General features: G+C 62.7%; 19 protein-coding genes and 2 pseudogenes. 14 read left to right on the forward strand and 7 right to left on the reverse strand.

The window, feature by feature from the left end:
* Nucleotides 1–104 precede the first annotated feature (104 nt).
* The 3 genes and pseudogenes from AYR47_RS16345 to AYR47_RS16355 all read right to left on the reverse strand — a co-directional run bounded on the left by AYR47_RS16345 (nt 105) and on the right by AYR47_RS16355 (nt 5,055).
* Nucleotides 105–2,007 (reverse strand): annotated as a pseudogene (locus AYR47_RS16345) (ATP-binding protein).
* The gene (locus tag AYR47_RS16350; protein WP_061435912.1) at nt 2,004–2,933 is read right to left on the reverse strand and encodes an ABC transporter substrate-binding protein; all 930 of its coding nucleotides are present in this window, start codon (nt 2,931–2,933) and stop codon (nt 2,004–2,006) included. Before AYR47_RS16350 ends, AYR47_RS16345 begins: the two are co-directional and overlap by 4 nt.
* 1 nt (nt 2,934) lies before the next feature.
* On the reverse strand, nt 2,935–5,055 hold the full coding sequence (locus AYR47_RS16355; RefSeq protein WP_335340603.1) for a TonB-dependent receptor plug domain-containing protein: 2,121 nt from the start codon (nt 5,053–5,055) through the stop codon (nt 2,935–2,937).
* Between the two features lie 195 nt (nt 5,056–5,250).
* Between AYR47_RS16355 and AYR47_RS16360 the strand changes: the two genes are divergently transcribed.
* From AYR47_RS16360 to AYR47_RS16400, 9 genes are all read left to right on the forward strand, one after another.
* The gene (locus AYR47_RS16360; RefSeq protein ID WP_012723107.1) at nt 5,251–6,276 is read left to right on the forward strand and encodes an NAD(P)H-dependent glycerol-3-phosphate dehydrogenase; all 1,026 of its coding nucleotides are present in this window, start codon (nt 5,251–5,253) and stop codon (nt 6,274–6,276) included.
* A gap of 10 nt (nt 6,277–6,286) precedes the next feature.
* The gene (locus AYR47_RS16365) at nt 6,287–6,634 is read left to right on the forward strand and encodes a DUF4389 domain-containing protein (RefSeq protein ID WP_010211694.1); all 348 of its coding nucleotides are present in this window, start codon (nt 6,287–6,289) and stop codon (nt 6,632–6,634) included.
* The gene (gene sixA / locus AYR47_RS16370) at nt 6,631–7,080 is read left to right on the forward strand and encodes a phosphohistidine phosphatase SixA (RefSeq protein WP_033897647.1); all 450 of its coding nucleotides are present in this window, start codon (nt 6,631–6,633) and stop codon (nt 7,078–7,080) included. Before AYR47_RS16365 ends, sixA begins: the two co-directional genes overlap by 4 nt.
* Before the next feature lie 85 nt (nt 7,081–7,165).
* Entirely contained in the window at nt 7,166–8,815 is a 1,650-nt protein-coding gene (locus tag AYR47_RS16375) for an AMP-binding protein (protein ID WP_033897648.1), read from the forward strand.
* A gap of 31 nt (nt 8,816–8,846) precedes the next feature.
* Nucleotides 8,847–9,290 carry a hotdog fold thioesterase gene (locus AYR47_RS16380; protein ID WP_033897649.1) on the forward strand — a complete coding sequence of 148 codons (444 nt, stop codon included), beginning with the start codon at nt 8,847–8,849 and terminating at the stop codon, nt 9,288–9,290.
* Nucleotides 9,291–9,387: 97 nt separating this feature from the next.
* Nucleotides 9,388–10,191 carry an alpha/beta fold hydrolase gene (locus tag AYR47_RS16385; RefSeq protein WP_016979540.1) on the forward strand — a complete coding sequence of 268 codons (804 nt, stop codon included), beginning with the start codon at nt 9,388–9,390 and terminating at the stop codon, nt 10,189–10,191.
* On the forward strand, nt 10,188–11,042 hold the full coding sequence (locus tag AYR47_RS16390; protein ID WP_061435913.1) for an alpha/beta hydrolase: 855 nt from the start codon (nt 10,188–10,190) through the stop codon (nt 11,040–11,042). Before AYR47_RS16385 ends, AYR47_RS16390 begins: the two co-directional genes overlap by 4 nt.
* Nucleotides 11,043–11,144: 102 nt before the next feature.
* Nucleotides 11,145–11,963, forward strand: a complete 819-nt coding sequence (locus AYR47_RS16395) for a DUF4892 domain-containing protein (protein ID WP_033897652.1) — start codon at nt 11,145–11,147, stop codon at nt 11,961–11,963.
* A 72-nt stretch (nt 11,964–12,035) separates the two neighbouring features.
* Nucleotides 12,036–13,097 carry an AI-2E family transporter gene (locus AYR47_RS16400; RefSeq protein ID WP_033897653.1) on the forward strand — a complete coding sequence of 354 codons (1,062 nt, stop codon included), beginning with the start codon at nt 12,036–12,038 and terminating at the stop codon, nt 13,095–13,097.
* Here AYR47_RS16400 and AYR47_RS16405 read toward each other — a convergent pair.
* Both AYR47_RS16405 and AYR47_RS16410 read right to left on the reverse strand, forming a co-directional pair.
* A complete protein-coding gene (locus tag AYR47_RS16405; protein WP_033897654.1) occupies nt 13,094–14,128 on the reverse strand; it encodes a sensor histidine kinase in 1,035 nt (344 codons plus the stop codon). The genes AYR47_RS16400 and AYR47_RS16405 overlap by 4 nt on opposite strands.
* Nucleotides 14,128–14,892: a response regulator gene (locus tag AYR47_RS16410; RefSeq protein ID WP_033897703.1), complete on the reverse strand. Its 765-nt coding sequence runs from the start codon at nt 14,890–14,892 to the stop codon at nt 14,128–14,130. The genes AYR47_RS16405 and AYR47_RS16410 overlap by 1 nt, the downstream gene beginning before the upstream one ends.
* A gap of 259 nt (nt 14,893–15,151) precedes the next feature.
* Between AYR47_RS16410 and pyrF the strand changes: the two genes are divergently transcribed.
* A complete protein-coding gene (gene pyrF, locus AYR47_RS16415) occupies nt 15,152–15,850 on the forward strand; it encodes an orotidine-5'-phosphate decarboxylase (RefSeq protein WP_010211681.1) in 699 nt (232 codons plus the stop codon).
* 69 nt (nt 15,851–15,919) lie between these two features.
* Here pyrF and AYR47_RS16420 read toward each other — a convergent pair whose 3' ends face one another.
* Entirely contained in the window at nt 15,920–16,927 is a 1,008-nt protein-coding gene (locus AYR47_RS16420; protein ID WP_033897655.1) for an NADP-dependent oxidoreductase, read from the reverse strand.
* 229 nt (nt 16,928–17,156) lie between these two features.
* On the opposite strand from AYR47_RS16420, the gene AYR47_RS16425 reads away from it, so the two are divergent.
* The 4 genes and pseudogenes from AYR47_RS16425 to AYR47_RS33420 all read left to right on the forward strand — a co-directional run bounded on the left by AYR47_RS16425 (nt 17,157) and on the right by AYR47_RS33420 (nt 21,617).
* Entirely contained in the window at nt 17,157–17,918 is a 762-nt protein-coding gene (locus tag AYR47_RS16425) for an SDR family oxidoreductase (RefSeq protein ID WP_061435915.1), read from the forward strand.
* Between the two features lie 204 nt (nt 17,919–18,122).
* On the forward strand, nt 18,123–19,535 hold the full coding sequence (locus AYR47_RS16430) for an aminotransferase-like domain-containing protein (protein WP_061435917.1): 1,413 nt from the start codon (nt 18,123–18,125) through the stop codon (nt 19,533–19,535).
* 1,023 nt (nt 19,536–20,558) lie between these two features.
* Nucleotides 20,559–20,711 (forward strand): annotated as a pseudogene (locus tag AYR47_RS33415) (HAMP domain-containing protein); the annotation flags it as partial.
* A 201-nt stretch (nt 20,712–20,912) separates the two neighbouring features.
* Nucleotides 20,913–21,617: a methyl-accepting chemotaxis protein gene (locus AYR47_RS33420; RefSeq protein ID WP_420492066.1), complete on the forward strand. Its 705-nt coding sequence runs from the start codon at nt 20,913–20,915 to the stop codon at nt 21,615–21,617.
* Nucleotides 21,618–21,654: 37 nt separating this feature from the next.
* Here AYR47_RS33420 and AYR47_RS16440 read toward each other — a convergent pair whose 3' ends face one another.
* Nucleotides 21,655–22,467: an alpha/beta fold hydrolase gene (locus AYR47_RS16440; RefSeq protein WP_033897659.1), complete on the reverse strand. Its 813-nt coding sequence runs from the start codon at nt 22,465–22,467 to the stop codon at nt 21,655–21,657.
* Between the last annotated feature and the right edge of the window lie 106 nt (nt 22,468–22,573).

The raw sequence follows: 22,573 nt of genomic DNA on the forward strand, positions 1-22,573 counted from the left end.
TTCACTGAAATTTTAAACCGGGCCTGTTTATCGGCCCGTTCGGGTGCCTAAGACTGCCGCACTTTCGTCTTTCACGCCAGTCAGACTTGGCTGATGGCGCGGCGCTATTGCACCCAGCGCTGTAGGATTTGCTGCAAATCCGTGCGTTTGAACGGCTTGGCCAGGTAATCGTTCATTCCCGCTGCCAGGCAGGCTTCACGGTCGCCCTGCAAGGCGTTGGCGGTCAGCGCGATGATCGGCAAGTCGGCACAGCCCGGCAACTGACGAATCTGCCGGGTGGCTTCGTAGCCGTCGATCAACGGCAGCCGGCAATCCATCAGGATTGCCGTGAAAATAAGGCTCTCGGCGCTGCGGATCGCTTCGGCACCGTCGGTGGCCAGGCTCACTTCAAACCCCAGGCTGCGCAGCATGGCTTCGACCACGGTGCGGTTGACCGGGTTGTCTTCCACCAGCAGCACATGGCGACCATCGCCCGCGCTGGCTTTGCCGTCGGCGTCGCTGGCAATCGCCGGCACGCTGTGCTGGTCGATGGCCAGGGGAATTTCCAGGGTGAACACCGAACCGCGGCCTTCCTCGCTCTGGGCGCGCAGGGTGCCGCCCATGCGTTCGGCCAGGGTACGGGCGATGGGCAGGCCCAGGCCCGGTGCCGCCGTAACGTCTTGAAATGGAACTGTCGGCCTGTTGGAACGCGTCGAACATCGCCTCCAGGCGTTCGGCAGAAATGCCGATGCCACTGTCGCGCACGGTGCAGGTGAACCACACCAGTTCATGGTCGAGGGTCTGCCAATGGGGCTCGACGCTGACGCTGCCGTGCTCGGTGAACTTCAAGGCGTTGCCGATCAGGTTCACCAGGATCTGGCGGATCCGCGTCGGGTCACCCTGCACGTGCAAGGCGTCCATCCCCAGCGGGATCGCCAGTTGCAGCGCCAGCCCACGTTGCTGGGCGCTGTGCTGGAAGGCCTGGGCGCAGCTGTTGATCAGGTCCGCCAGGTTGAACGGAATATGCTCCAGCTCCAGGGCGGCGCGTTCGATCCGTGAGAAGTCGAGGATATCGTTGATGACCTTGAGCAAATGCTCGGTGGACTCCGACGCCAGCGCCGCGTATTCAGTCTGCTCCTCGGTCATCTCGGTGGTTTCCAGCAACTGCAACATACCCAGCACGCCGTTCATGGGGGTACGCAGTTCATGGCTCATCATGGCCAGGAAGTCTGACTTGGCGTTGTTGGCGCGCTCGGCCTCTTCGCGGGTCTGGATCAACTGGGCCATGGCCTGTTGCTGTTCGCGACTGGCCTGGTTGAGGCCCTCGGCAAGGTTGTTGATATGCCGCGACAGGTCGCCCAGCTCCGAGTCATCCACAATCGGCAGCGGCGTCTGGTAGTCGCCTTGCTGGATCGCCTTCACCGCATGGCCCATGGCGCTGATCGGCTGCGACAGGCTGGCGGCCAGGCGCCGTGCGAGCAGGAAGGTAAACAGCAGGGCGAACAGCGCGAGGATACCGGCCTTGAACAGGATCTCCTGCTGGCGCTGGCTGAACGCATCGTTGGACATGCCGACGATCACCCGGCCCAGGTAGTCCGCGCGCGGGGCCTTGGGTTCGTTGAGGTTGTCCTGGAAAAAATCATTGCCCAGCTGGATATGTTGCAGGCGGATCGGCGCCTGGAACACTTTCACCGACAGCGAACGGTCGTGCTTCTCCGACGGTTGCTCGACATACACCAGAATGTTCTCGCTGCTGTCCTGGATCTCCAGGAAACGCACATGGGGTGTGGCCAGCGTGGCGCGCAACAGGCTGTCGAGCACGTCATTGTTGCCGGATATCACCCCGTACTCAGTGGCGGGCGCCAGTTGGTTGGCGATCAGTTGGCCGGTGTGGTCCAGTTCCTGGCGCAAATCCTGGATACGCACGAAGGTGAAGAAGCTGATCAACAGCAACGTCAGCAACAGCGCCGGGCCCAGGGTGATGAGCTGGGTTCGCGTGTTGATGTCCCAACGACGACGCAAGGTCATGGGCGTTTTTCTCCTTCGGCCAATCGGGCGCCGACACTGGCTTCATCCACCTGTTCGATCCCCAGTGAGCGCGCGACTTGCGGGTTGCCCACGACTTTGAAGCGTTCCGGGTACAGCGAGCGCGGCCAGTTGGCCGGCGAGTGGTCGAGCAGGCGGTCGAGCACGGCCAACCAGTCGGCCTGGTCGCTGTAGGTGCTGGCCAGGCTGCCGGCCCGCACGAAGCCCGCGTTCGGGCCTATCAGCGGCAATTGCTGGGCGTAACTGCTCAGCAACAGGTTCTTCGCGGTTTTCGGGTTGTACAGCTGCGGGTCGTCGAGGCCGAGCAGCACGTCACTGTTGCGGAACAGGGTCTGCAGCGGCCGACTGTCATTAATGTTGTCCCACAGCTGCGGCATGATCTCCAGGCCCAGCGGCGCGGCATGCTGGCGCAGTTCGGGCAGCAGGAACTCACTGTCGGCGCCATAGAGCACGCCGATGCGTCGCGCCTGCGGCAGGATGCCCGCGATCAGGCGCAGTTGGCGATCCAGCGGCGGGTCGCTCCACAGCAGGCTGATGCGGGGGTGCGGCATGCTGCCCAGGCGCTGATGGGCTTGCAGGCGGCTGATGCGCAGCACCAGGGTCGGTGGGCCCTGAGGCTCTTGCAGGCGCCAGTCGAGGCCTGGCAGGTCCAGCAAAATCAGACGGGTGTTGGCCGGCAGTCGACCGGGTGCCGGCAAGTCTTTGAGGGCGGTGAAGGTGACACGGTCTTCAGGGCGTTGCTGGGCCAGGGCCTGGGCAAAGGCTTGCACACCGGCGCCGTCTTCGGCGGCGGTCAGCAGGATGTCGGCGCTCCACGCCGGCGCCGCCAACAGCAGGCACGCGAGCAGCACGGCACGCCGCCAGAGCCGAGTGATCAACACGCCAGTCATCCTTGACGAGTCGCCCATGTCAGAACTCTAACTCGGCGCTGAAGTAGAGCACGTGGCGATGGTCGTAATTGTTGTCGGCCCAGGTGGTGGGCTGGTTGTCGAGGCGTTCTTGCAACATGCCGGCCAGCTCCACGTTGGCTTTGCCCAGGGCAATGCGCTTGGCCACCCGCAGGTCGACCCGTTCGAAGCGATATTGGTTGAGTGCGTCATCGCCATAGTAGAACAGCGCGCTGGACCAACCCTGGCCCCACTCACGCAACCAGCCGGCGGAGCCACTGTTGCGCGCGGTCTGTGCTTTGTCCAGCGGGTTGCTGCTGCTGGCATCGACGTAAGCATAGGTGAGCCGCAGACGATCGGCGTTGCTCACGCGCCAGTCGAACTGCGACTCGGCGCCGGTGAACCGTGAGCTGTTGGCGTTGCTGGCAATGTACTGGTTATTGCGCAGCGGCGAGCTGATCATGTCGGTGATCTCGTCGTAGAACAGTTTCACGTCCATGTTCAGCCCGATGTCGGCAAAGAAGCCGTTGTACCCCAGTTCCCGTGACTTCATCATCTCTTTATCGAGGTTACCCGGCCCCCGGGTTTTTACGAAGTATTGCCCGGTGGTCTGTCCGTAGGCCGGGGAGCTGAGGTTGGTGACGCGATAACTCCAGTTGACGTTGTTCTCGAACATGTCCGGCGAGCGGATCGCTTCGGAGTACACCGCACGCAGGCCGTGGCGCGGGTTGATCAGGTAGTTGACCGCCACCCGTGGCGTCAGCGAGTTGCCGCTCAGGTGAGTGTCTTCATACATGGCGCCGCCTTGCAGCAGCCAATGCTCGCTGGCGCGCCATTCCAACTGGCCGAACAGGCGCCAGGTGGTGTCGTCCAGGGTGCCGTTGAAGTAGGTGTCGGAGTCGGCGCGGTCATAGCGGTAGTTCATGCCGCTGACCAGGCGCAGGCTGTCGGACAGGCTGAGGGTGTCTTGAATCTCCAGGTCGTAGCGGCTTTCGCGGGTGCTCTGGTCGATGTCGCCGCAGACGCTTTGGCTGGCACCGTCGCGCCATTGTTGCAGCACCTGGTTGGCCAACGCCTGTTCGGCGGCGCTGCCCGGTGGTGCGCTGCCTTGGCTGTAGGTGTCCATGTGCCGGGCCAGCAGTTCGGCGTAGTTGGGGTTCATCTGCCACAACTGGGTCAGCTCGGGGCTGAACGAGACCTTGGCGTCACAGGCTTTCCAGACTTGCTGGCGGTCCCACTGCTGGGCCGAGCCCTGGATATACAGGCTGTGCTCAGGGTTGAAGTCGAAATTCCAGCGCAGGGAGCCGGCGTAATCCTTGGCGGTGACGTCGGAGTTGTTACCGCCTTCTGTAATTCCGGCAAAGACAGGGCTGTAGGTATACGGCCGCTGGTTGGTGCCTTCCTTTGCGTCCAGTTGTACGTCGATGCTTTGCTGCGTGTTCAGCGTCTGGCTGATCGCCAGGCTGAAGCGGCTGAGGCGGCGACTGTCGCGGCGGTCGGCGCCAGACGCATCGCTGTCGAAGCCGTCGTCTTGCTGCCCGGACAGGGACAGGCGCAAGTCGCCGGTTTCCCAGCCCGCGCCCTGGCTGGCATAAAAGTCGTTGATACCGCGTTCGCCACGCACCACTTTTACCCGCGTACCGTGGCTGTTGGCCGGCGAGCGCGTAAGAATGTTCACCACCGCCATCAAGGCATTGGCGCCGTAGCTGACGGTATTGGGGCCACGGAACACTTCAATGCGCTCGATATCCTCCATTGCCACCGGAATGTCGCTCCAGTCCACGGTGGCCAGGCCCGCGCGGTAGACCGAGCGGCCGTCGATCAACACCTGCATGCGCCGCGCGTCGCTGGCGCTGGTACCGTGGTAGTTCACCGCCGCCTGGTTGCCGGTGGTGTAACCGACCATCATCCCCGGCACCAGGCGCAGCAACTCACTGATGTCCCGCGCGCCGCTGGCCTTGATCAACTCGCTGTCGATCACGGTCATGCTGCCCGGTACAGCGGCGGCCGACTGCTTGAGGCGCGTGGCCGTCAATACCTGGGGCAGCGGCTGGCTGTCGAGGAACAGGTCGTCGGCCAGCGTCGGTGCGCTGCACAACAACATCAACCAGAGGGATGAGCGAGGAGGAGGGCCCAAATACACGGCACGGCCTTGATAATTGCGGATAGCCGCCCATGTTAACTGAGGTGGGGCCTTTTGCCAGTCGTCGGACTTGCAATTGCTTCATGAAAATGTGGCATTTTCCGACAAACGCACGAATTGATGCGGGGGCTGGCCGCCAGCGGGTCGGCCCGTATAATGCCGCCATCGCCACTGGTATGGATTAACGGATTGCATATGACTGAACAGCGCCCTATTGCGGTCCTGGGAGGCGGAAGTTTTGGTACCGCCGTGGCAAACCTGCTGGCCGAGAACGGCCACGCTGTGCGCCAGTGGATGCGCGATCCCGAACAGGCCGAGGCCATTCGGGTGCACCGGGAAAATCCGCGTTACCTCAAAGGCATCAAGATTCATCCGGCGGTCGAGCCGGTCACCGACCTGCTGGAAACCCTCACAGCGTGCGACCTGTGCTTCGTCGCGCTACCCTCCAGCGCCTTGCGCTCGGTGCTGGCGCCCCACGCTGAGCGTCTGGCCGGCAAGCTGCTGGTCAGCCTGACCAAGGGCATCGAGGCGCAGACCTTCAAGCTGATGAGCGAAATCCTCGAAGAAATCGCTCCCCAGGCGCGCATTGGCGTGCTGTCCGGGCCGAACCTGGCACGGGAAGTGGCCGAACACGCGCTGACCGCCACGGTGGTCGCCAGTGAAGATGAGGAACTCTGCGAACGTGTCCAGGCCGTATTGCATGGCCGCACGTTCCGCGTCTATGCCAGCAGCGACCGTTTTGGCGTCGAGCTCGGCGGTGCGCTGAAAAACGTCTACGCGATCATCGCTGGCATGGCCGTCGCGCTGGGCATGGGCGAAAACACCAAGAGCATGCTGATCACCCGCGCCCTGGCCGAGATGACCCGCTTTGCGGTGAACCAGGGCGCCAACCCGATGACCTTCCTGGGGCTGGCGGGCGTGGGCGACTTGATCGTCACCTGCTCCTCGCCGAAAAGCCGCAATTACCAGGTCGGGTTTGCCCTCGGCCAGGGCCTGAGCCTGGAAGACGCAGTGACCCGCCTGGGCGAAGTGGCCGAAGGGGTCAATACCCTCAAGGTGCTCAAGGCCAAGGCCCAGGAAGTCGGCGTGTATATGCCGCTGGTCGCCGGGTTGCACGCGATCCTGTTTGAAGGGCGCACCTTGAACCAGGTCATCGAGTTGCTGATGCGTGCCGAGCCCAAGACCGATGTCGACTTTATTTCCACCAGTGGTTTCAACTGAGGAACGCGTCATGAACGATCCGAAAGCAGCCCCCAAGTACGAATCCATTGCCCTGCGCATCCTGTGGATGCTGGTGTTTGCCCTGGTGTGGCAAGTGGCGCAGTTCCTGCTCGGCGCGCTGGTGGTGGTGCAGCTGATCTACCGTCTGGTCTACAGCGCCCCGAACCTGGGCCTGATGAACTTTGGTGACAGCCTCAGCCAGTTCCTGGCGCAGATCGGCCGCTTCGGCAGCTTCCACACTGAGCAGAAACCGTGGCCGTTCGCCGACTGGCCGACTCCGCGCGCACCCGAGGGCGAAGCCGCCCACAGCGTGCCGCCAGCGCCGCACCCGGTGCGTGATGAAGAGCCGAAACTGTGAAGCTGTGGATCCTGCGCCACGGGGAGGCCGAAGGGCACGCGCGCACCGATGCCGAACGCAACCTCACCGAGCATGGCCGTGGCGAGGTGTTGCGCAGTGCTGCGCACCTGATCGGTCAGCCCCTCAGCGCGATCATCGCCAGCCCCTATGTGCGGGCGCAGCAGACCGCACACCTGGTGCGTGAAGCGCTGGGCTTCGAGCCGGAGATCCGCACCGTGCCGTGGCTGACCCCCGAGGGCAACCCGTTGCAGGTGCTGGAACAGCTCGACACCGATGACAATGTGTTGCTGGTCAGCCACCAGCCGTTGGTGGGCAGCCTGATCAGCTTTCTGCAGCACGGTCACCAGCGCCAGCCGGAGCCGATGCACACCGCCAGCCTGGCGGAACTGGAAGGGGATTTCCCGCTGGCGGGGCTGATGAGCCTGGTCAGCGTGAAGAATCCGTAGGCTTTATCGCGGCTTTGTGTGTGCTATATAGTCAACCAAGCAAGTGCTTGGTTGGCTATCGTCGGACCACAAAGGAGCGCGTCCCATGCCCGTCGCTTTTCGTTTGCCGTTGCAGGTCTTCTTCGAACGTGAAGCGCGACATCCGCGCCAAACCTTTCTGGTGCAGCCGGTGGGGGGTGGCCAGGTGCAAAGCCTCACCTGGGGTGATGTCGGTCACCAGGCGCGCTGTGCCGCGCATTGGTTGCGCGCCCGGGAGCTGCCCCAGGGCTCGCACATCGCGCTGATTTCGAAAAATTGTGCGCACTGGATCATCGCCGACCTGGCGATCTGGATGGCCGGGCATGTCTCGGTGCCGCTGTACCCCAACCTTACCGCCGACTCTGTCGCCCATGTGCTCACTCATTCCGAGGCTGCGCTGGTGTTTATCGGCAAGCTTGACGACTGGCCGGCCATGGCGCCCGGCGTGCCTGCGGATGTGCCGACCATCAGCCTGCCATTGTGCCCAGCGAGCGAGTTCGATTTCAGTTGGGCCGACCTGCAAGCCTGTGCACCGATCCAGGATGACCCGGCGCCGGTCGCCTCGGACCTGGCGACCATCATTTATACCTCCGGCACTACCGGCCTGCCCAAGGGCGTGATGCACAGCTTCGGCGCGCTGGGGTTCGCCGCCACCCGTGGTACGGAGTTATTTGGCTTGGGCGAGGGCGACCGATTGCTGTCTTACCTGCCGCTGTGCCATGTGGCGGAACGGATGTTTGTGGAAATGGCCTCGATCTACACCGGGCAAACGGTATTTTTCGCCGAAAGCCTGGAAACCTTTCTGACAGACCTGCGTAGGGCGCGTCCGACCGCACTGTTTGGCGTGCCGCGCATCTGGACCAAGTTCCAGCTGGGCGTCTACGCCAAAATCCCCGCGAAACGCCTGGACACCTTGCTGTGCCTGCCCTTCATCGGCAAACGCGTGGGCCACAAGGTGCTCGCCGGGCTGGGGCTTGACGCGTTGCGTATCGCGCTTTCGGGAGCGGCGCCTGTGCCTGAGGCGTTGCTGCGCTGGTATCAACGCCTGGGCCTGGATGTGCTTGAGGTGTATGGCATGACCGAAAGTTGCGGCTACTCCCATGTCTGCCGCCCCGACCAGCAGACCCTCGGCTGGATCGGCTTGCCGTGCCCCGGTGTGGAAGTGCACATCGACCCAGCGGGGGAAGTGCAGGTGCGCAGCGGCGCGACCATGCTCGGCTACTTCAAGGACCCGCAGAAAACTGCCGAAACCATCACCGCCGACGGCTTCCTGCGCACGGGCGACAAAGGCGAGCAGGACGCCGAGGGGCGGCTGCGCCTGACCGGGCGACTCAAGGAAATCTTCAAGACCAGCAAAGGCAAATACGTGGCGCCGGCGCCGATTGAAAACCGCCTGGCCGAGCATGCGCGTATCGAGCAGGTGTGCGTGGTGGGCGAGGGACTGATCGCGCCGATAGGCTTGTGCGTGTTATCGGCGGGTGGGGACGGCTTGCCAGCCCTGCGTGCCAGCCTGGAGCGCTGGTTGGAACAGGTCAACCAAGCGCTGGATAAGCATGAACACCTGCGCCAATTGGTGGTGGTCAAAGACAGTTGGGCGGTGGAAAACGGCTTTCTGACGCCGACCTTGAAGATCAAGCGCAACGTGATCGAATCGGTTTACGGCGAATATTTCCAGACATGGAGCGAGCGTTCCGAAACCGTTCTGTGGCAGGATTAGGGCCGTAATAAAACCAATAAGGACAATCCCCATGAGCCTGTGGCGCACCCAACCGAATATCGACCAACTCAACGCGATCCAGAAAAACACCATCGGTGAACTGCTGGACATCCGTTTTGAACGCTTCGACGACGATTCCCTGACCGCGAGCATGGTGGTCGATCATCGCACCCATCAGCCCTACGGTTTGCTGCATGGCGGCGCCTCGGTGGTGTTGGCCGAGAGCGTAGGCTCCATGGCGGCCTATCTGTGTATCGACCCGAGCAAGTTTTATTGCGTGGGCCTGGAGGTCAACGCCAACCATCTGCGCGGTGTGCGCAGCGGGCGCGTGACGGCGGTGGCCAAGGCGATCCATATTGGCCGCACGACCCAGGTCTGGGACATCCGCCTGACCAGCGATGAGGGCAAGGCCAGTTGCGTGTCGCGCCTGACCATGGCCGTGGTGCCGCTGGGCGAGAACCCACCGGCGCGATAGGCGTGGCGTGAGTGTCATCATTCCTGGCAGTTACAGTCATTGCTGTGCCGGCCGGGCATGGTGACAATCAATCTCTGTTTTTGTAGATGGATCCGGTATGTCGCAGCACGTGTTTTTTGCCCACGCCAATGGCTTCCCCTCGGCCACCTACGGCAAGTTGTTCGCCGCCCTGGCCCCGGAATATGCGGTGGCTCACCTGCCGCAGCACGGTCACGACCCCAGGTTTCCGGTGGACGACAACTGGCAGAACCTGGTGGACGAACTGATCCACCACCTGGAACAGCAACCGGAACCGGTGTGGGGCGTGGGCCATTCCCTCGGCGGCGTGTTGCACCTGCACGCGGCCATGCGTTGCCCGCAGTTGTATCGCGGCGTCGTCATGCTGGATTCGCCGGTGCTGACCCGCGCCGACCGTTGGGTGATCCGCGCGGCCAAGCGTTTCGGGTTTATCGACCGCCTGACCCCGGCCGGGCGCACCCTGGGCCGTCGAGAAGAGTTCAGCGACCTGGACGCCGCGCGCAGCTATTTCGCCGGCAAGACCCTGTTCCGTGGCTTTGACCCCGAATGCTTCGACGCTTACCTGCAACACGGCCTGCTGCAAGTGGGTGATCGCCTGCGCCTGCGTTTCGATCCGGCCACCGAAATCAGCATCTACCGTGGCGTGCCCCACACCAGCCCCGGCCAAGTGCGCCAGTTGAAGGTGCCACTGGCGGTGGTGCGCGGCCGGCAGAGCCGGGTGGTGATGCGTCACCACGCCAGCGGCGTCGGGCGTCTGCCCATGGGCGAAATGCTCACCATGCCCGGCGGCCATATGTTCCCCCTTGAGCGCCCGCAGGACACCGCGACCTTGATCAAGAACCTGTTCTCCCGCTGGGAAGCCCGTGAGCGCAATTGCGCATGAGTGCACCGGTCGAAGAAGTGCGCCTGAGCCTGCCCCATATTGAACTGGCGGCCCATCTGTTCGGCCCCGAAGACGGTTTGCCGGTGATCGCCCTGCATGGCTGGCTGGACAACGCCAACAGCTTTGCGCGGCTGGCGCCAAAACTTCAGGGCCTGCGCATCGTTGCGCTGGATATGGCTGGGCACGGGCATTCGGCGCATCGTCCTACGGGTGCCGGTTATGCCTTGTGGGATTACGTCTTTGACGTGCTGCAAGTCGCTGAACAATTGGGCTGGAAACGTTTTGCATTACTTGGCCATTCCCTCGGCGCCATCGTGTCCCTGGTGCTGGCCGGTGCGTTGCCGGAGCGCGTGACACACCTGGGATTGATCGACGGTGTGATCCCGCCCACCGCCAGCGGCGAGAACGCCGCCGAGCGACTGGGCATGGCCTTGCAGGCGCAGTTGAACCTGCAAGACAAGCGCAAGCCGGTCTACAACACCCTGGATCGAGCGGTCGAGGCTCGTATGAAAGGCGTGGTGGCGGTCAGTCGCGAAGCCGCCGAACTGCTGGCCCAGCGCGGTTTGATGCCGGTGCCGGGCGGTTACACCTGGCGTAGCGACAGCCGTTTGACCCTGGCCTCGCCGGTTCGCCTGACTGAGGAACAGGCGATGGCTTTCGTGCGACGCGTTAGTTGTCCTACCCAGTTGGTGGTCGCTGCCGACGGCATGTTGGCGAAACATTCCGAATTGCTTTCCCAGCTGCCCTTTACGGTCACCACGCTGCCAGGCGGCCATCATTTACACCTGAATGATGAGTCCGGCGCGGTCCTTGTTGCAGACTGTTTCAATCGGTTCTTCTCCGCGCCTTGACTTGGGGCGGTCAACTGCCGAGGCTGGGCGGATTGAAAGGGAGTCAACCATGAACAAACTCAACACCGCTGCGACCTCCGATGGCCAGGGCTCGTTGATCTTATGAGCGTGCGTAACGGATGTATCCGTATCCTGGGCTTGAGCCTTTTGAGCCCACTGGTATTCGCCGCCGACGTACCGGGCAGCCAGGACCTGCCCACCGTGGCCCGCCAGGTCGACTCGCAAATCGTCGACTACCGTCCCGCCGAAGAAAAAGAACGCATCTACCCCATGGGCGCGATCCGCAAGATCAGCGGCCAGTTGCGTTATGAAGGCCAGGCCACCGCCCGTGGCCAAACCACCGCCATCACCTATGAGCTGCCCGCCGAGCACAGCTCCAGCGCCGCGTTCAAGGCGACGCGTGAAGCCTTGCAGGAGAAGGGCGCGCAGTTGTTGTTCTGGTGCCAGGCCCGCGATTGCGGTGAAAGCAGCCTGTGGGCCAATGAAGTGTTCGGCAACGCCAAGCTGGTCGGTGCCGACGGGCAGCAGGAATACCTGCTGCTGCGCCTCGCCGCTCCCCAGGAAAACTCCCTGGTGGCGCTGTACGGCATCACCCGTGGCAACCGCCGCGCTTACCTGCACGTAGAACAGTTGGACGCCAACGCGCCGCTGGCCGACCTGCTACCCACCTCAGCGACCCTGCTGCGGGAATTGAAAAGCACCGGCGAGCTGGATTTTCCCGCATTGGGCGCAGAACCTGACGACACCTGGCTGACCCTGATTTCCCGTGGGCTGAACCTGGATGCCACGTTGCGCGTCAGCCTGACCGGCCCAACCGCCGAAGCCTGGCGCCAGGCGTTGGTCGACAAGGGCGTGCGCGCTGCACGCATGGAAACCGGCACAGGTGACGCCAAAGGCCTGCACCTGCATCTGATACGCTAGGCGTAACAGGGCGAACGGACCCGCGCCGTTCGCCTAAGCTGTCTTCCTACAGTCTTCCTTTCGAGATCCTACATGCTCAATAACGATCGCCTACTGGTGCAAATCCTGCTGCTGGTGCTGTTCGGTGCCAGCTTCTGGGTGATGGCGCCGTTCTGGTCGGCGCTGTTCTGGGGCGCGGTGCTGGCGTTTGCCAGTTGGCCGGTGATGCGCCTGCTGACCCGTTGGCTGGGCGGCCGGGAATCCCTGGCAGCGGGCATTCTGACGCTAGGCTGGATGTTGCTGGTGGCAGTGCCGCTGGTGTGGCTGGGCTTCAACCTGGCGGACCATGTGCGGGATGCCGTGGGCTTGATCAAGGATATTCAGGTCGACGGTTTGCCCGAGGCGCCGACGTGGCTCGGTTCGATCCCGTTCGTGGGCGAACGCCTGGTGGCGATGTGGGACAGCATCGACCAACAGGGCGCAGCCTTGATGGTCAGCATCAAGCCCTATCTGGGGCAGGTGGGTAATTGGTTGCTGGCACGCAGCGCGCAGATCGGCGGCGGCATCCTTGAGCTGACGTTGAGCCTGGTGTTCGTGTTCTTCTTCTACCGGGATGGGCCGCGCCTGGCGGTCTTCGTACACCGCCTGCTGGAACGCTTGATCGGCGATCGCGCCGGCTATTACATCGAACTGGTGGCCGGCACCGTGCAACGGGTGGTCAACGGCGTGATCGGCACCGCCGCTGCCCAAGCGCTGTTGGCGTTGATCGGCTTCTGGATCGCCGGCGTGCCGGGGGCATTGGTGCTGGGTATCGTCACCTTCCTGCTCAGCCTGATTCCCATGGGCCCACCGCTGGTGTGGATCCCGGCCACGGCCTGGCTGGCGTGGAAGGGTGATTACACCTACGCGGTGTTCCTCGGCGTGTGGGGCACCTTCATCATCAGCGGCGTGGACAACGTGCTCAAGCCCTACCTGATCAGCCGTGGCGGCAACCTGCCGCTGGTGATCGTGTTGCTCGGCGTGTTCGGCGGTTTGATTGCGTTTGGGTTCATCGGCCTGTTTATCGGCCCGACCCTGCTGGCGGTGGCCTACAGCCTGCTGATGGATTGGAGTGCGACCCAGGCCCAAGGCCGTCGGGAAGACAAACCGCTTTAAGCCCTGGGCAACCACATCACGGCGGTCAAGCCACCGCCGGGGGTTTCCTCCAGGTGCAGCCGACCGCCGAGGCGTTCGGCGGCTTCCTTGGAAATCGTCATGCCCAGGCCGACCCCGCCGGAGTTGCGATTGCGTGAACCTTCCAGCCGATAGAACGGCTCGAACACCGCCTCGCGCTTGTCGGCGGCAATGCCAGGGCCGTGATCGATCACGCGGATCACCAGGGCCTCGCGGCTGTCTGCCAACTCAATGCGTGCCGTACCGGCATAGCGCAGGGCATTGTCGATCAGGTTGTTGAGACACGAACGCAAGGCCATTGGCTGCACCTGCAGCGGCGCGCAGGTACCGGCGAATTGTACGTCGGAGCCTTGGTCCTGGGCGTTTTCGCTCATGGACTCGACCAACGCCTGCACGTCGAGCCAGTGCCGGGTTTCGCTGGTGCGTTGTTCATGCAGGTAGCTCAGGGTGGCGTCGAGCATGCCGATCATATCGTCCAGGTCCTGGCGCATCTGGCCTTGCAGCTTGGTGTCTTCGATCTGTTCCAGGCGCAGCTTGAGGCGCGAGAGCGGCGTGCGCAGGTCATGGGAGACCGCGCCGAGCATGCGCGCGCGTTGGCTGACCTGTTCGCGAATGCGCCGTTGCATCAGGTTGAAGGTCGACGCGGCCTGCCGTGCCTCACGCGGTCCCGACTCGTCGAGGGGTGGGCTGTCGAGGTCCAGGCTCAGGCGCTCGGCGGCTTCGCTCAGGCGCTGGATCGGCCGGCTCAGCAGCTTGGCGCCGTACCAGGCGGCAATGATCAACGAGATGAACTGGAACGTCAGCGGCACCACCGGGCCGCCAAACCACGGACGTTTGTGCTTGGGCAGGAGCTTCATCGTGCCGTCGGGCTGTTCGACAAAGGTTTCCTGGGGCGGCGGCGGGGGCGGGCCGTAATAACGAAACCAGGAGATCGCCAGCACGTGGGCCAGCACGATCGCCACCAGCAACACGCCAAACAGTCGACCGAACAGCGTGTTGAAGGTGTTGCGCATCAACCGATATCCCGCGCATCGAACAGGTAGCCTTCGCCGCGCACGGTCTTGATCAGTTGCGGGGCCTTGGGATCGTCCCCGAGTTTTTGCCGCAGGCGCGACACCAGCAAGTCGATGCTGCGATCAAAGGCTTCAATGGAGCGGCCACGGGCGGCATCCAGCAATTGTTCGCGGCTCAACACCCGGCGCGGACGCTCGATGAACACCCACAGCAGGCGGAATTCCGCGTTGGACAGCGGCACCACCAGGCCATCGTCGGCCACCAACTGGCGTAACACACTGTTGAGGCGCCAGGTGTCGAAGCGGATGTTGGCGCGCTGTTCGGTGCGGTCATCGCGTACACGGCGCAGGATGGTCTGGATCCGCGCTACCAGCTCACGCGGCTCGAACGGCTTGGACATATAGTCGTCAGCGCCCAGCTCCAGGCCGATGATGCGGTCCGTCGGCTCGCAGCGGGCGGTGAGCATCAGGATCGGAATGTCCGACTCTGCGCGCAGCCAGCGGCACAGCGACAGGCCGTCTTCACCGGGCAACATCAGGTCGAGCACCACCACATCGAAGGTTTCAGCCTGCATGGCCTGGCGCATGGCGGTGCCGTCGGTGACGCCAGTGGCCAGGATGCCGAAGCGGGCGAGGTAGTCGATCAGCAGTTCGCGGATCGGCACATCGTCGTCAACGATCAGCGCGCGGGTGTTCCAGCGCTTGTCATCGGCGATCACCGCGCCTTTTTGCTCGTCGTTCAAAGAGACGGAAGGGGTCTGCATAATGCGATCATCTGCCTGGTCGTTGCGGTCAGCATAGGCGTCCAGCCCCATGGCTGGAAGTGCTGGTCGTTGGGTCGTGCGAGCGAGGCTAGCCGTGGGGCGTGTTGGGGGCATGTCGTGAATGTATCAGCTTTGAAATAATTTGAGAAAATGCCCGCCCGATGGCGCTTGGTCAGTATTTACCGATCATCGGATCCCGCAACGGCGCCGCTTGCGCTACAATCCGCGCCGATTTCGACTTGCCTGAGAGCCCATTCCAATGTCCGTCTGCCAGACTCCTATCATCGTCGCCCTGGATTACCCCACTCGTGACGCCGCACTGAAGCTGGCTGACCAGTTGGACCCGAAGCTTTGCCGGGTCAAGGTCGGCAAGGAATTGTTCACCAGTTGCGCGGCGGAAATCGTCGGCACCTTGCGTGATAAAGGCTTCGAGGTGTTCCTCGACCTGAAATTCCACGATATCCCCAACACCACCGCCATGGCGGTCAAGGCCGCCGCCGAAATGGGCGTGTGGATGGTCAACGTGCACTGCTCCGGCGGCCTGCGCATGATGAGTGCTTGCCGTGAGGTGCTTGAACAGCGCAGCGGTCCCAAGCCTTTGTTGATCGGCGTGACCGTGCTTACCAGCATGGAACGTGAAGACTTGGCCGGCATCGGTCTGGATATCGAGCCTCAAGAGCAGGTGCTGCGCCTGGCTGCCCTGGCGCAGAAAGCCGGTCTCGATGGCCTGGTGTGTTCGGCGCTGGAAGCCCAGGCGCTGAAGACTGCGCACCCTTCGTTGCAGTTGGTGACGCCTGGGATTCGTCCGGCGGGCAGCGCACAGGATGACCAGCGGCGTATTCTGACGCCGCGTCAGGCACTGGATGCGGGTTCTGATTACCTGGTGATCGGGCGGCCGATCAGCCAGGCGGCGGATCCGGCCAAGGCGCTTGCGGCAGTGGTTGCCGAGATCGCCTGATTTCAGGTCGAACCTGGTAACAAATGTGGGAGCGGGCAAGCCCGCTCCCACAATTTGATCCACAGTGCGTCAGTTGACCTTCAGCACCAGCTTCCCAAAGTTCTCGCCGTTGAACAGCTTCATCAGCGTCTCCGGGAACGTCTCCAGCCCCTCCACAATATCTTCCTTGCTCTTTAGCTTGCCCTGGGCCATCCAGCCGGCCATTTCCTGGCCAGCAGCGGCAAAGCCTGCGGCGTGATCCATGACTACAAAGCCCTCCATGCGCGCGCGATTGACCAGCAGTGACAAGTAGTTGGCCGGGCCTTTCACGGCTTCCTTGTTGTTGTATTGGCTGATGGCGCCGCAGATGACCACGCGGGCTTTCAGTGCCAGGCGGCTGAGGACGGCGTCGAGAATATCGCCGCCGACGTTATCGAAATACACGTCGACGCCTTTGGGGCACTCGCGCTTGAGGGCAGCGGGCACGTCTTCACTTTTGTAGTCGATGGCGGCGTCGAAGCCCAATTCGTCCACCAGGAACTTGCACTTGTCGGCGCCGCCGGCAATGCCCACCACGCGGCAACCTTTGAGCTTGGCGATCTGCCCGGCAATGCTGCCCACGGCACCGGCTGCGCCGGAGATCACCACGGTTTCGCCGGCCTTGGGCGCACCCGTTTCCAGCAGCGCAAAGTAGGCGGTCATGCCGGTCATGCCCAGGGCGGACAGGTAGCGCGGCAACGGCGCGAGTTTCGGATCGATCTTGTAGAAACCACGCGGTTCGCCCAGGAAATAATCCTGCACGCCCAGGGCGCCATTGACGTAGTCGCCGACGGCGAACTTCGGGTTGTTCGACGCAATTACTTTGCCCACACCCAGCGCGCGCATGACTTCGCCGATGCCGACCGGCGGAATGTAGGACTTGCCTTCATTCATCCAGCCGCGCATGGCTGGGTCGAGGGACAGGTATTCGTTGCGCACCAGCACCTGGCCATCCTGGGGCGTGCCCACCGGCACTTCCTGATAAGTGAAGGTGTCCCGGGTGGCTGCGCCGACCGGGCGCTTGGCGAGCAGGAATTGGCGGTTGGTCTGGGCGGTCATGGCAGCGACTCTTCTGGAAATGAACCTGAAGTGATAGACCTTGAACGCGCCGGGGGCAAGGTTTACCGAGGGCGCGAATGGCGGTCGATAGGCGTTGCTGATAGTCGCCCTGTGCCTGTTATCACTGCGATCCATGCAGCGCCAACCGGCGGTTTGATAGTGCTGACGCGTGCGACGCGGCGTTGGCTAGACTCGACCCACGGCTATTTTCTCCCACAGGACATCTTCTATGAGCATGACGTTTTCCGGCCAGGTCGCCCTGTTGACTGGCGCCGCTGCCGGTATTGGCCGCGCCACCGCGCTGGCGTTCGCCGCCGAAGGCTTGAAGGTCGTGGTTGCCGACCTGGACGTGGCGGGCGGCGAGGGCACTGTCGCCCTGATCCACCAGGCTGGCGGTGAAGCGCTGTTCGTGCGCTGCAACGTTACGCTGGAGGCGGATGTGCAGCAATTGATGGCCCAGACCATTGCTGCCTACGGTCGCCTGGACTACGCCTTCAATAACGCCGGGATCGAGATCGAAAAGGGCAAGCTGGCCGACGGCAGCCTGGATGAGTTCGACGCGATCATGGGCGTCAACGTCAAGGGCGTGTGGTTGTGCATGAAGCACCAGTTGCCGCTGTTGCTGGCCCAGGGCGGCGGCGCCATTGTTAACACCGCCTCGGTGGCGGGCCTGGGAGCGGCGCCGAAGATGAGCATTTATGCGGCCTCCAAACATGCGGTGATCGGCCTGACCAAATCGGCGGCCATCGAGTATGCGAAGAAGAAAATCCGCGTCAACGCAGTCTGCCCAGCGGTGATCGATACTGATATGTTCCGGCGCGCCTATGAAGCCGACCCACGCAAGGCTGAATTTGCCGCCGCCATGCACCCGGTCGGGCGCATCGGCAAGGTTGAGGAAATCGCCAGTGCGGTGCTTTATCTGTGCAGCGACGGCGCGGCCTTTACCACGGGTCAAGCCTTGGCGGTGGACGGTGGTGCGACCGCTATCTAGGACCTCACGCCGCCCTTCATTCGAAAAGGTTTGGGGGGGCTGTGGGGCGTTTCCATAGCTGGCACCGTGCCTTGTGAGAATGTGTATCAGCAGGTAAATAACTCAATAAAATCAATAATTTAATAAAACTTGGCGAGCGGCCGAAATGTGCTTCTGTGCTTAACTGTTCTGGGTTGAATAACAGACAGTTGAAGTGAGTGGCGCATGGATTTAGGGATCGATCGACAAGCCCTTGTACCGGTGGTGCAGCAAATCATCAGCGCAGTGGCGCAATGGATTCGCACAAGTGGGGTGAGCCCTGGCACACGCTTACCGTCCATTCGACAGGTGGCCCTCGATAACCTGCTCAGCCAATCCAGCGTGATCGAGGCGTTCGAGCGGATGGTCGCCCAGGGTGTGCTGGTTTCCAAGCCGGGCTCGGGTTTCAGCGTGGCTCAGCCACCGGCCTTGCATGAGGGCCAGTGGTACGAAGGCGCCGAGCGGGAATGGGGGGACTTTGTCGATAGTCCACTGGGAGAGCTGAAGCTGGGCTGCGGCCGGTTGCCCGATGCCTGGCGTGAAAGCGATGACATCAGTTATGCGATTCGTGAAGTCACCCGTACCGACACCGCCGGCCTGTTCAACTACAGCACGCCACTGGGGTTGCCGGCGCTGCGCGAGCAACTGCTCAAGCGGCTGAGCCGAATCCACATTGCGGCCCACCAGGACCGTATCCTTACCACGGCGGGTGCGAGCCATGCCCAGGACTTGCTGATACGCACCTTGCTCAAGGCCGGCGACTGCGTGGTGGTCGAGACGCCAGGGTACGGCAACCTCTATAGGCAACTGGCGTTCCACGGTGTGCAACTGCTGCACGTGCCGCGAACCCCCACGGGCCCGGACATTCCGGCGCTGGAAGCACTGCTGCAACGGCACCGGCCCAAGTGCCTGTTCATTAATAGCCTGTATCACAACCCCACCGGCTCCAGCCTGAGCCGCACGGTGGCCGAGCGCTTGCTGGCGCTGGCGCGACGCGACAATTTCCTGATCGTCGAAGAGGATGTCTTCGGTGACTTGCAACATGCCAGTTGCACGCGTCTATCGGCGTTGCCCCATGATGACCGGGTGATCTACGTCGCAAGCTTTTCCAAGACCTTGAGCAGTGCCTTGCGCGTGGGTTACCTGAGTGCCAGCGCCACGATCATCACGCAGTTGGCCAGCCTCAAGACCCTGACCGGTTTCGGCACCTCACGCTTTGCCGAAGCGGTGGTGGCCACGCTGCTGGCGAATGGCACTTATCGCAAATGGGTACAGCGCTTGCGCAAGCGGTTGAATACGCAAATGACGGCTACGCTGCAGGTGCTGGAGGACGAGGAGTGGGAGGTGTTCACCGCGCCTGCCGGCGGCATGTTCGTGTGGGCGCGACCAGGGGCACGGGATTCATCGCGGTTACAGGTATGTGCCCGGCGGCTCGGGGTTTTGTTGTCGCCGGGAGCGCTGTTCAGCCCAGCCAGCGAGCCCAGTGAGTGGCTGCGCATCAATGTGGCCTATGCCGATGATCAACGGGCCTTGGCGTTGTTCCGCGCCATGGGGCCCGCCAGATCGACCTCGACCATTCTGAAAACGACGAACGTGTAGCTTTTTGCCATTATTGTGGCGCCAACGACTTGTGTTCAGTGCCTTGTGGTTGCCAATCTCGCCTATGTAAACCGGGCTCGATGGCAACCGCCATTGCAAGAGGATTCAAGTGCAATGATTTCGGCCGTGCAACGACAATTCGCCAACCTTGGTATGGCAAAAAAGCTGGGCTTGGGTTTCACCCTGGTATTGCTGTTGACGGCCTTGGTCGCGGCGATCGGGGTGTGGTCCCTGCAAACCGTTGGCCAGCGTTTCGAAGGCCTCAAGGCCATGTCGTCGCTTAACAGCGGCTTGCTCAAGGTGCGCCTGATCGAGCAGGACTACGCGCTGCACGCCGACCCCAAAGCCGTCGATGCCCTGCATGAAAGCGTTGATGCCTTGGCGGCGCTTGCGGCCAGTCTCAAGGCCCAGTCGGCGGCCAACGTGCCGGTCATGACCGATGTCGAACAGGCCTTGGCCGCCTACCGCAAGGCGTTCGATGAGTTTGTCGAACTGACCCAGACCAAAGACCTGGCGTTGGAAATGGCCAGTTGGTCGGTGTCCAGCGTGGCCAACAACCTTGACGTGTTGCAGGCCGGGCTGGCGGATGACGGTGCCTATGGCTTGAAGGAAAGCCAGGGCAAGGAAGGCGCTGAGTTTATCGAGCAGGCGGGGCAGGTCAGCCAGGTGTCGCGCCTGATGCTGCAGGCCATGAATGAAGCCCATGTACGCCTGAACCAGAGCCGAAAAGTCGATGAGGACAACGGTGAGCAGGGCAAGATCGAGCAAGCCGACCAGGCCCTCGCCCAGGTCGAGCAACTGAAAACTGCGGTCAAGGATTCCGGCTACCAGACCGTGCTCAACGAAGTGGCCGGGCATATCGCCGCATTCAGTGAAAAGCTCGGCGAGTACACCGGCCTGCTAGCCCAGGAAAAGGTGGTCTACAAGCAGCTGCATGATCGGGCGGGTGAGGTCGTCAGTCGGGTCAACCAGGCCTACGACGCCGAAGACCAGTCGATGCAGGCGCAGTTGAAGAAAAGCGCGATGCTGATCATCGGCTCTTCGGCTTTGGCGTTGTTGGTGGGGTTGATTGCGGCGTGGGTGATCACCCGTTTGATCGTCGCGCCGCTGCGCAGTGTGATTGCGGTGGCCCAGCAGATTGCCGCCGGCGATTTGAGTGGGCGCATGGAGGTCAGCCGTCGTGATGAAATAGGCCAGTTGATGCAGGCGATGCAACAGATGGGTAATGGGCTTAGCCAGATGGTCAGCGGCCTGCAAGCCGGTATCGAGCAACTGGCCAGTTCGGCGCATTCATTGTCCAGCGTCACCGAGCAGACCAACGTCGAGGTCAGCAGCCAGAAAGAAGAAACCGAACAGGTTGCCACGGCGATGAACCAGATGACCGCCACCGTGCACGATGTGGCGCGCAACGCCGAAGAGGCGGCGCAAGCCGCACAGACCGCCGATGACAAAGTCGACAGCGGCCAGCAGGTGGTGCGCCAGAGTTTGCAGCGCATTGAATTGCTGGCTGCTTCCAGCACCTCTGCCAGCGCCAGCATCGAGAGCTTGAGCGCGGAAATTCAGCACATCGGCAGCGTGTTGAGTGTGATCAAGAGCGTGGCCGAACAGACCAACCTGCTGGCCCTCAACGCCGCCATCGAGGCCGCCCGTGCCGGCGAGCAGGGCCGTGGTTTTGCGGTGGTGGCCGATGAAGTACGGGCCCTGGCCAAGCGTACCCAGCAATCCACCGAGGAGATCGAGCGACTGGTCAGTACCTTGCGCAGCGCGGCCCAGTCCTCGGTGCAGCAGATCCAGCAAAGCGGCGAGTTGGTGAAGCTGGCAGTGAGCGATGCGCTGGAAACCGAAAGTGCCTTGGGCAGCATTGCGGTGGCGGTGTCGCTGATCCAACAGATGAACCAGCAGATTGCCGCGGCGGCCGAGGAGCAAAGCTCGGTGGCTGAAGAGATCAACCGCAGCGTCACCAGCATTCGCGCCAGTGCCGATCAGTCGGCGCTGAGCATGCAGGGCAACGCCGCGTCGAGTATTCAACTGGCGCAGTTGGGCGCGGAACTCAAGGGCATGGTGGGGCACTTCCGCCTGTGATCGCCGCGTGAGTGAGACGACCACAGGGGAGGGCGGGTCAGGCGTTGTTGGCGAGGAAGGTCAGCAGGGCTTCGTTGACGAAGTCCGGGTTTTCCCTGGCGCTGATATGGCCGGCTTCCGGAATCAGGATCAGGCTGCAGCCGATCAGGCCCGCCATTTCCTCGGACTCGGCGGGAGGGCGCGGTTTGTCCTGCTCGCCGCACATCACCAAGGTGGTGTCGGCGTCCAGGCGCGGCAGTTGCTCCAGCACGTCTTCGCGACTGAAGATCAGCCGGCCCAGAGGCACGATGCTCTGCAACAGGCGCTCCTTGGAGTAACTCTGCAATTGTCGGCGGAAATCCTGGTATAGCGCTGATTCGCGGTCGATACCCGGGCGAAAGAAGATCGGCGCGACCACATCCAGCAGCGGCTCGGGGATGGCGCCGGCGTCTTCGATCATCTTGAACAACGAAAAGTAGTACTGGCGCGTGGCCTCGGGCTCGGCGCCCAAGTAGGTGTCCATCAGCACCAGGCTGTTGATTCGCTCGGGGGCCAGCAGCGCCAGGCGTGCGCCCCACATACCGCCGACCGAGAGCCCCACCAGGTTGATCTGGGGGATGTCCAACTGGTCGAGCAGGGCCAGGGCCTGGCGCGCGAGGTCGTCCAGGGAATGGGTTTGCGCGGGCAACGCACCGGATTCACCATGACCCCACAGTTCCGGCACGATGACACGGTATTGTTGCGACAGCGCTTCGATCTGCGGCGCCCACATATCGGCGTCCCACAGGTAGCTTGAACCCAGCAGGACGACCGGGCCGGTGCCTTGGTCAATGTAGTGCAGCGGTTGTCCATCAATGACGGCGACAGGCATAGCGGGCCTCTGACTTCACGGAGTAAGGGGCACTTTTTTACGCTAGTCGGGGGCGGGGGGATAGATGCAAAGTGATGGCATGTGGCGAACCGGGTTCGCCACAGGG

The sequence above is a fragment of the Pseudomonas azotoformans genome (genome assembly GCF_001579805.1).
Taxonomy (GTDB): Bacteria; Pseudomonadota; Gammaproteobacteria; order Pseudomonadales; family Pseudomonadaceae; genus Aquipseudomonas; species Aquipseudomonas azotoformans_A.

Coding starts and splice junctions, on each gene's coding strand:
- AYR47_RS16440 (WP_033897659.1), bottom strand. CDS start 22,467: ATGCCTGTCGCCGTCATTGATGGACAACCGCTGCACTACATTGACCAA.
- AYR47_RS16405 (WP_033897654.1), bottom strand. CDS start 14,128: ATGCGCAACACCTTCAACACGCTGTTCGGTCGACTGTTTGGCGTGTTG.
- AYR47_RS16420 (WP_033897655.1), bottom strand. CDS start 16,927: ATGACCGCCCAGACCAACCGCCAATTCCTGCTCGCCAAGCGCCCGGTC.
- AYR47_RS16360 (WP_012723107.1), top strand. CDS start 5,251: ATGACTGAACAGCGCCCTATTGCGGTCCTGGGAGGCGGAAGTTTTGGT.
- AYR47_RS16375 (WP_033897648.1), top strand. CDS start 7,166: ATGCCCGTCGCTTTTCGTTTGCCGTTGCAGGTCTTCTTCGAACGTGAA.
- AYR47_RS16425 (WP_061435915.1), top strand. CDS start 17,157: ATGAGCATGACGTTTTCCGGCCAGGTCGCCCTGTTGACTGGCGCCGCT.
- pyrF (WP_010211681.1), top strand. CDS start 15,152: ATGTCCGTCTGCCAGACTCCTATCATCGTCGCCCTGGATTACCCCACT.
- AYR47_RS16365 (WP_010211694.1), top strand. CDS start 6,287: ATGAACGATCCGAAAGCAGCCCCCAAGTACGAATCCATTGCCCTGCGC.
- AYR47_RS16380 (WP_033897649.1), top strand. CDS start 8,847: ATGAGCCTGTGGCGCACCCAACCGAATATCGACCAACTCAACGCGATC.
- AYR47_RS16410 (WP_033897703.1), bottom strand. CDS start 14,892: ATGCAGACCCCTTCCGTCTCTTTGAACGACGAGCAAAAAGGCGCGGTG.
- AYR47_RS16390 (WP_061435913.1), top strand. CDS start 10,188: ATGAGTGCACCGGTCGAAGAAGTGCGCCTGAGCCTGCCCCATATTGAA.
- AYR47_RS16430 (WP_061435917.1), top strand. CDS start 18,123: ATGGATTTAGGGATCGATCGACAAGCCCTTGTACCGGTGGTGCAGCAA.
- AYR47_RS33420 (WP_420492066.1), top strand. CDS start 20,913: ATGACCGCCACCGTGCACGATGTGGCGCGCAACGCCGAAGAGGCGGCG.
- AYR47_RS16400 (WP_033897653.1), top strand. CDS start 12,036: ATGCTCAATAACGATCGCCTACTGGTGCAAATCCTGCTGCTGGTGCTG.
- AYR47_RS16395 (WP_033897652.1), top strand. CDS start 11,145: ATGAGCGTGCGTAACGGATGTATCCGTATCCTGGGCTTGAGCCTTTTG.
- AYR47_RS16385 (WP_016979540.1), top strand. CDS start 9,388: ATGTCGCAGCACGTGTTTTTTGCCCACGCCAATGGCTTCCCCTCGGCC.
- AYR47_RS16350 (WP_061435912.1), bottom strand. CDS start 2,933: ATGGGCGACTCGTCAAGGATGACTGGCGTGTTGATCACTCGGCTCTGG.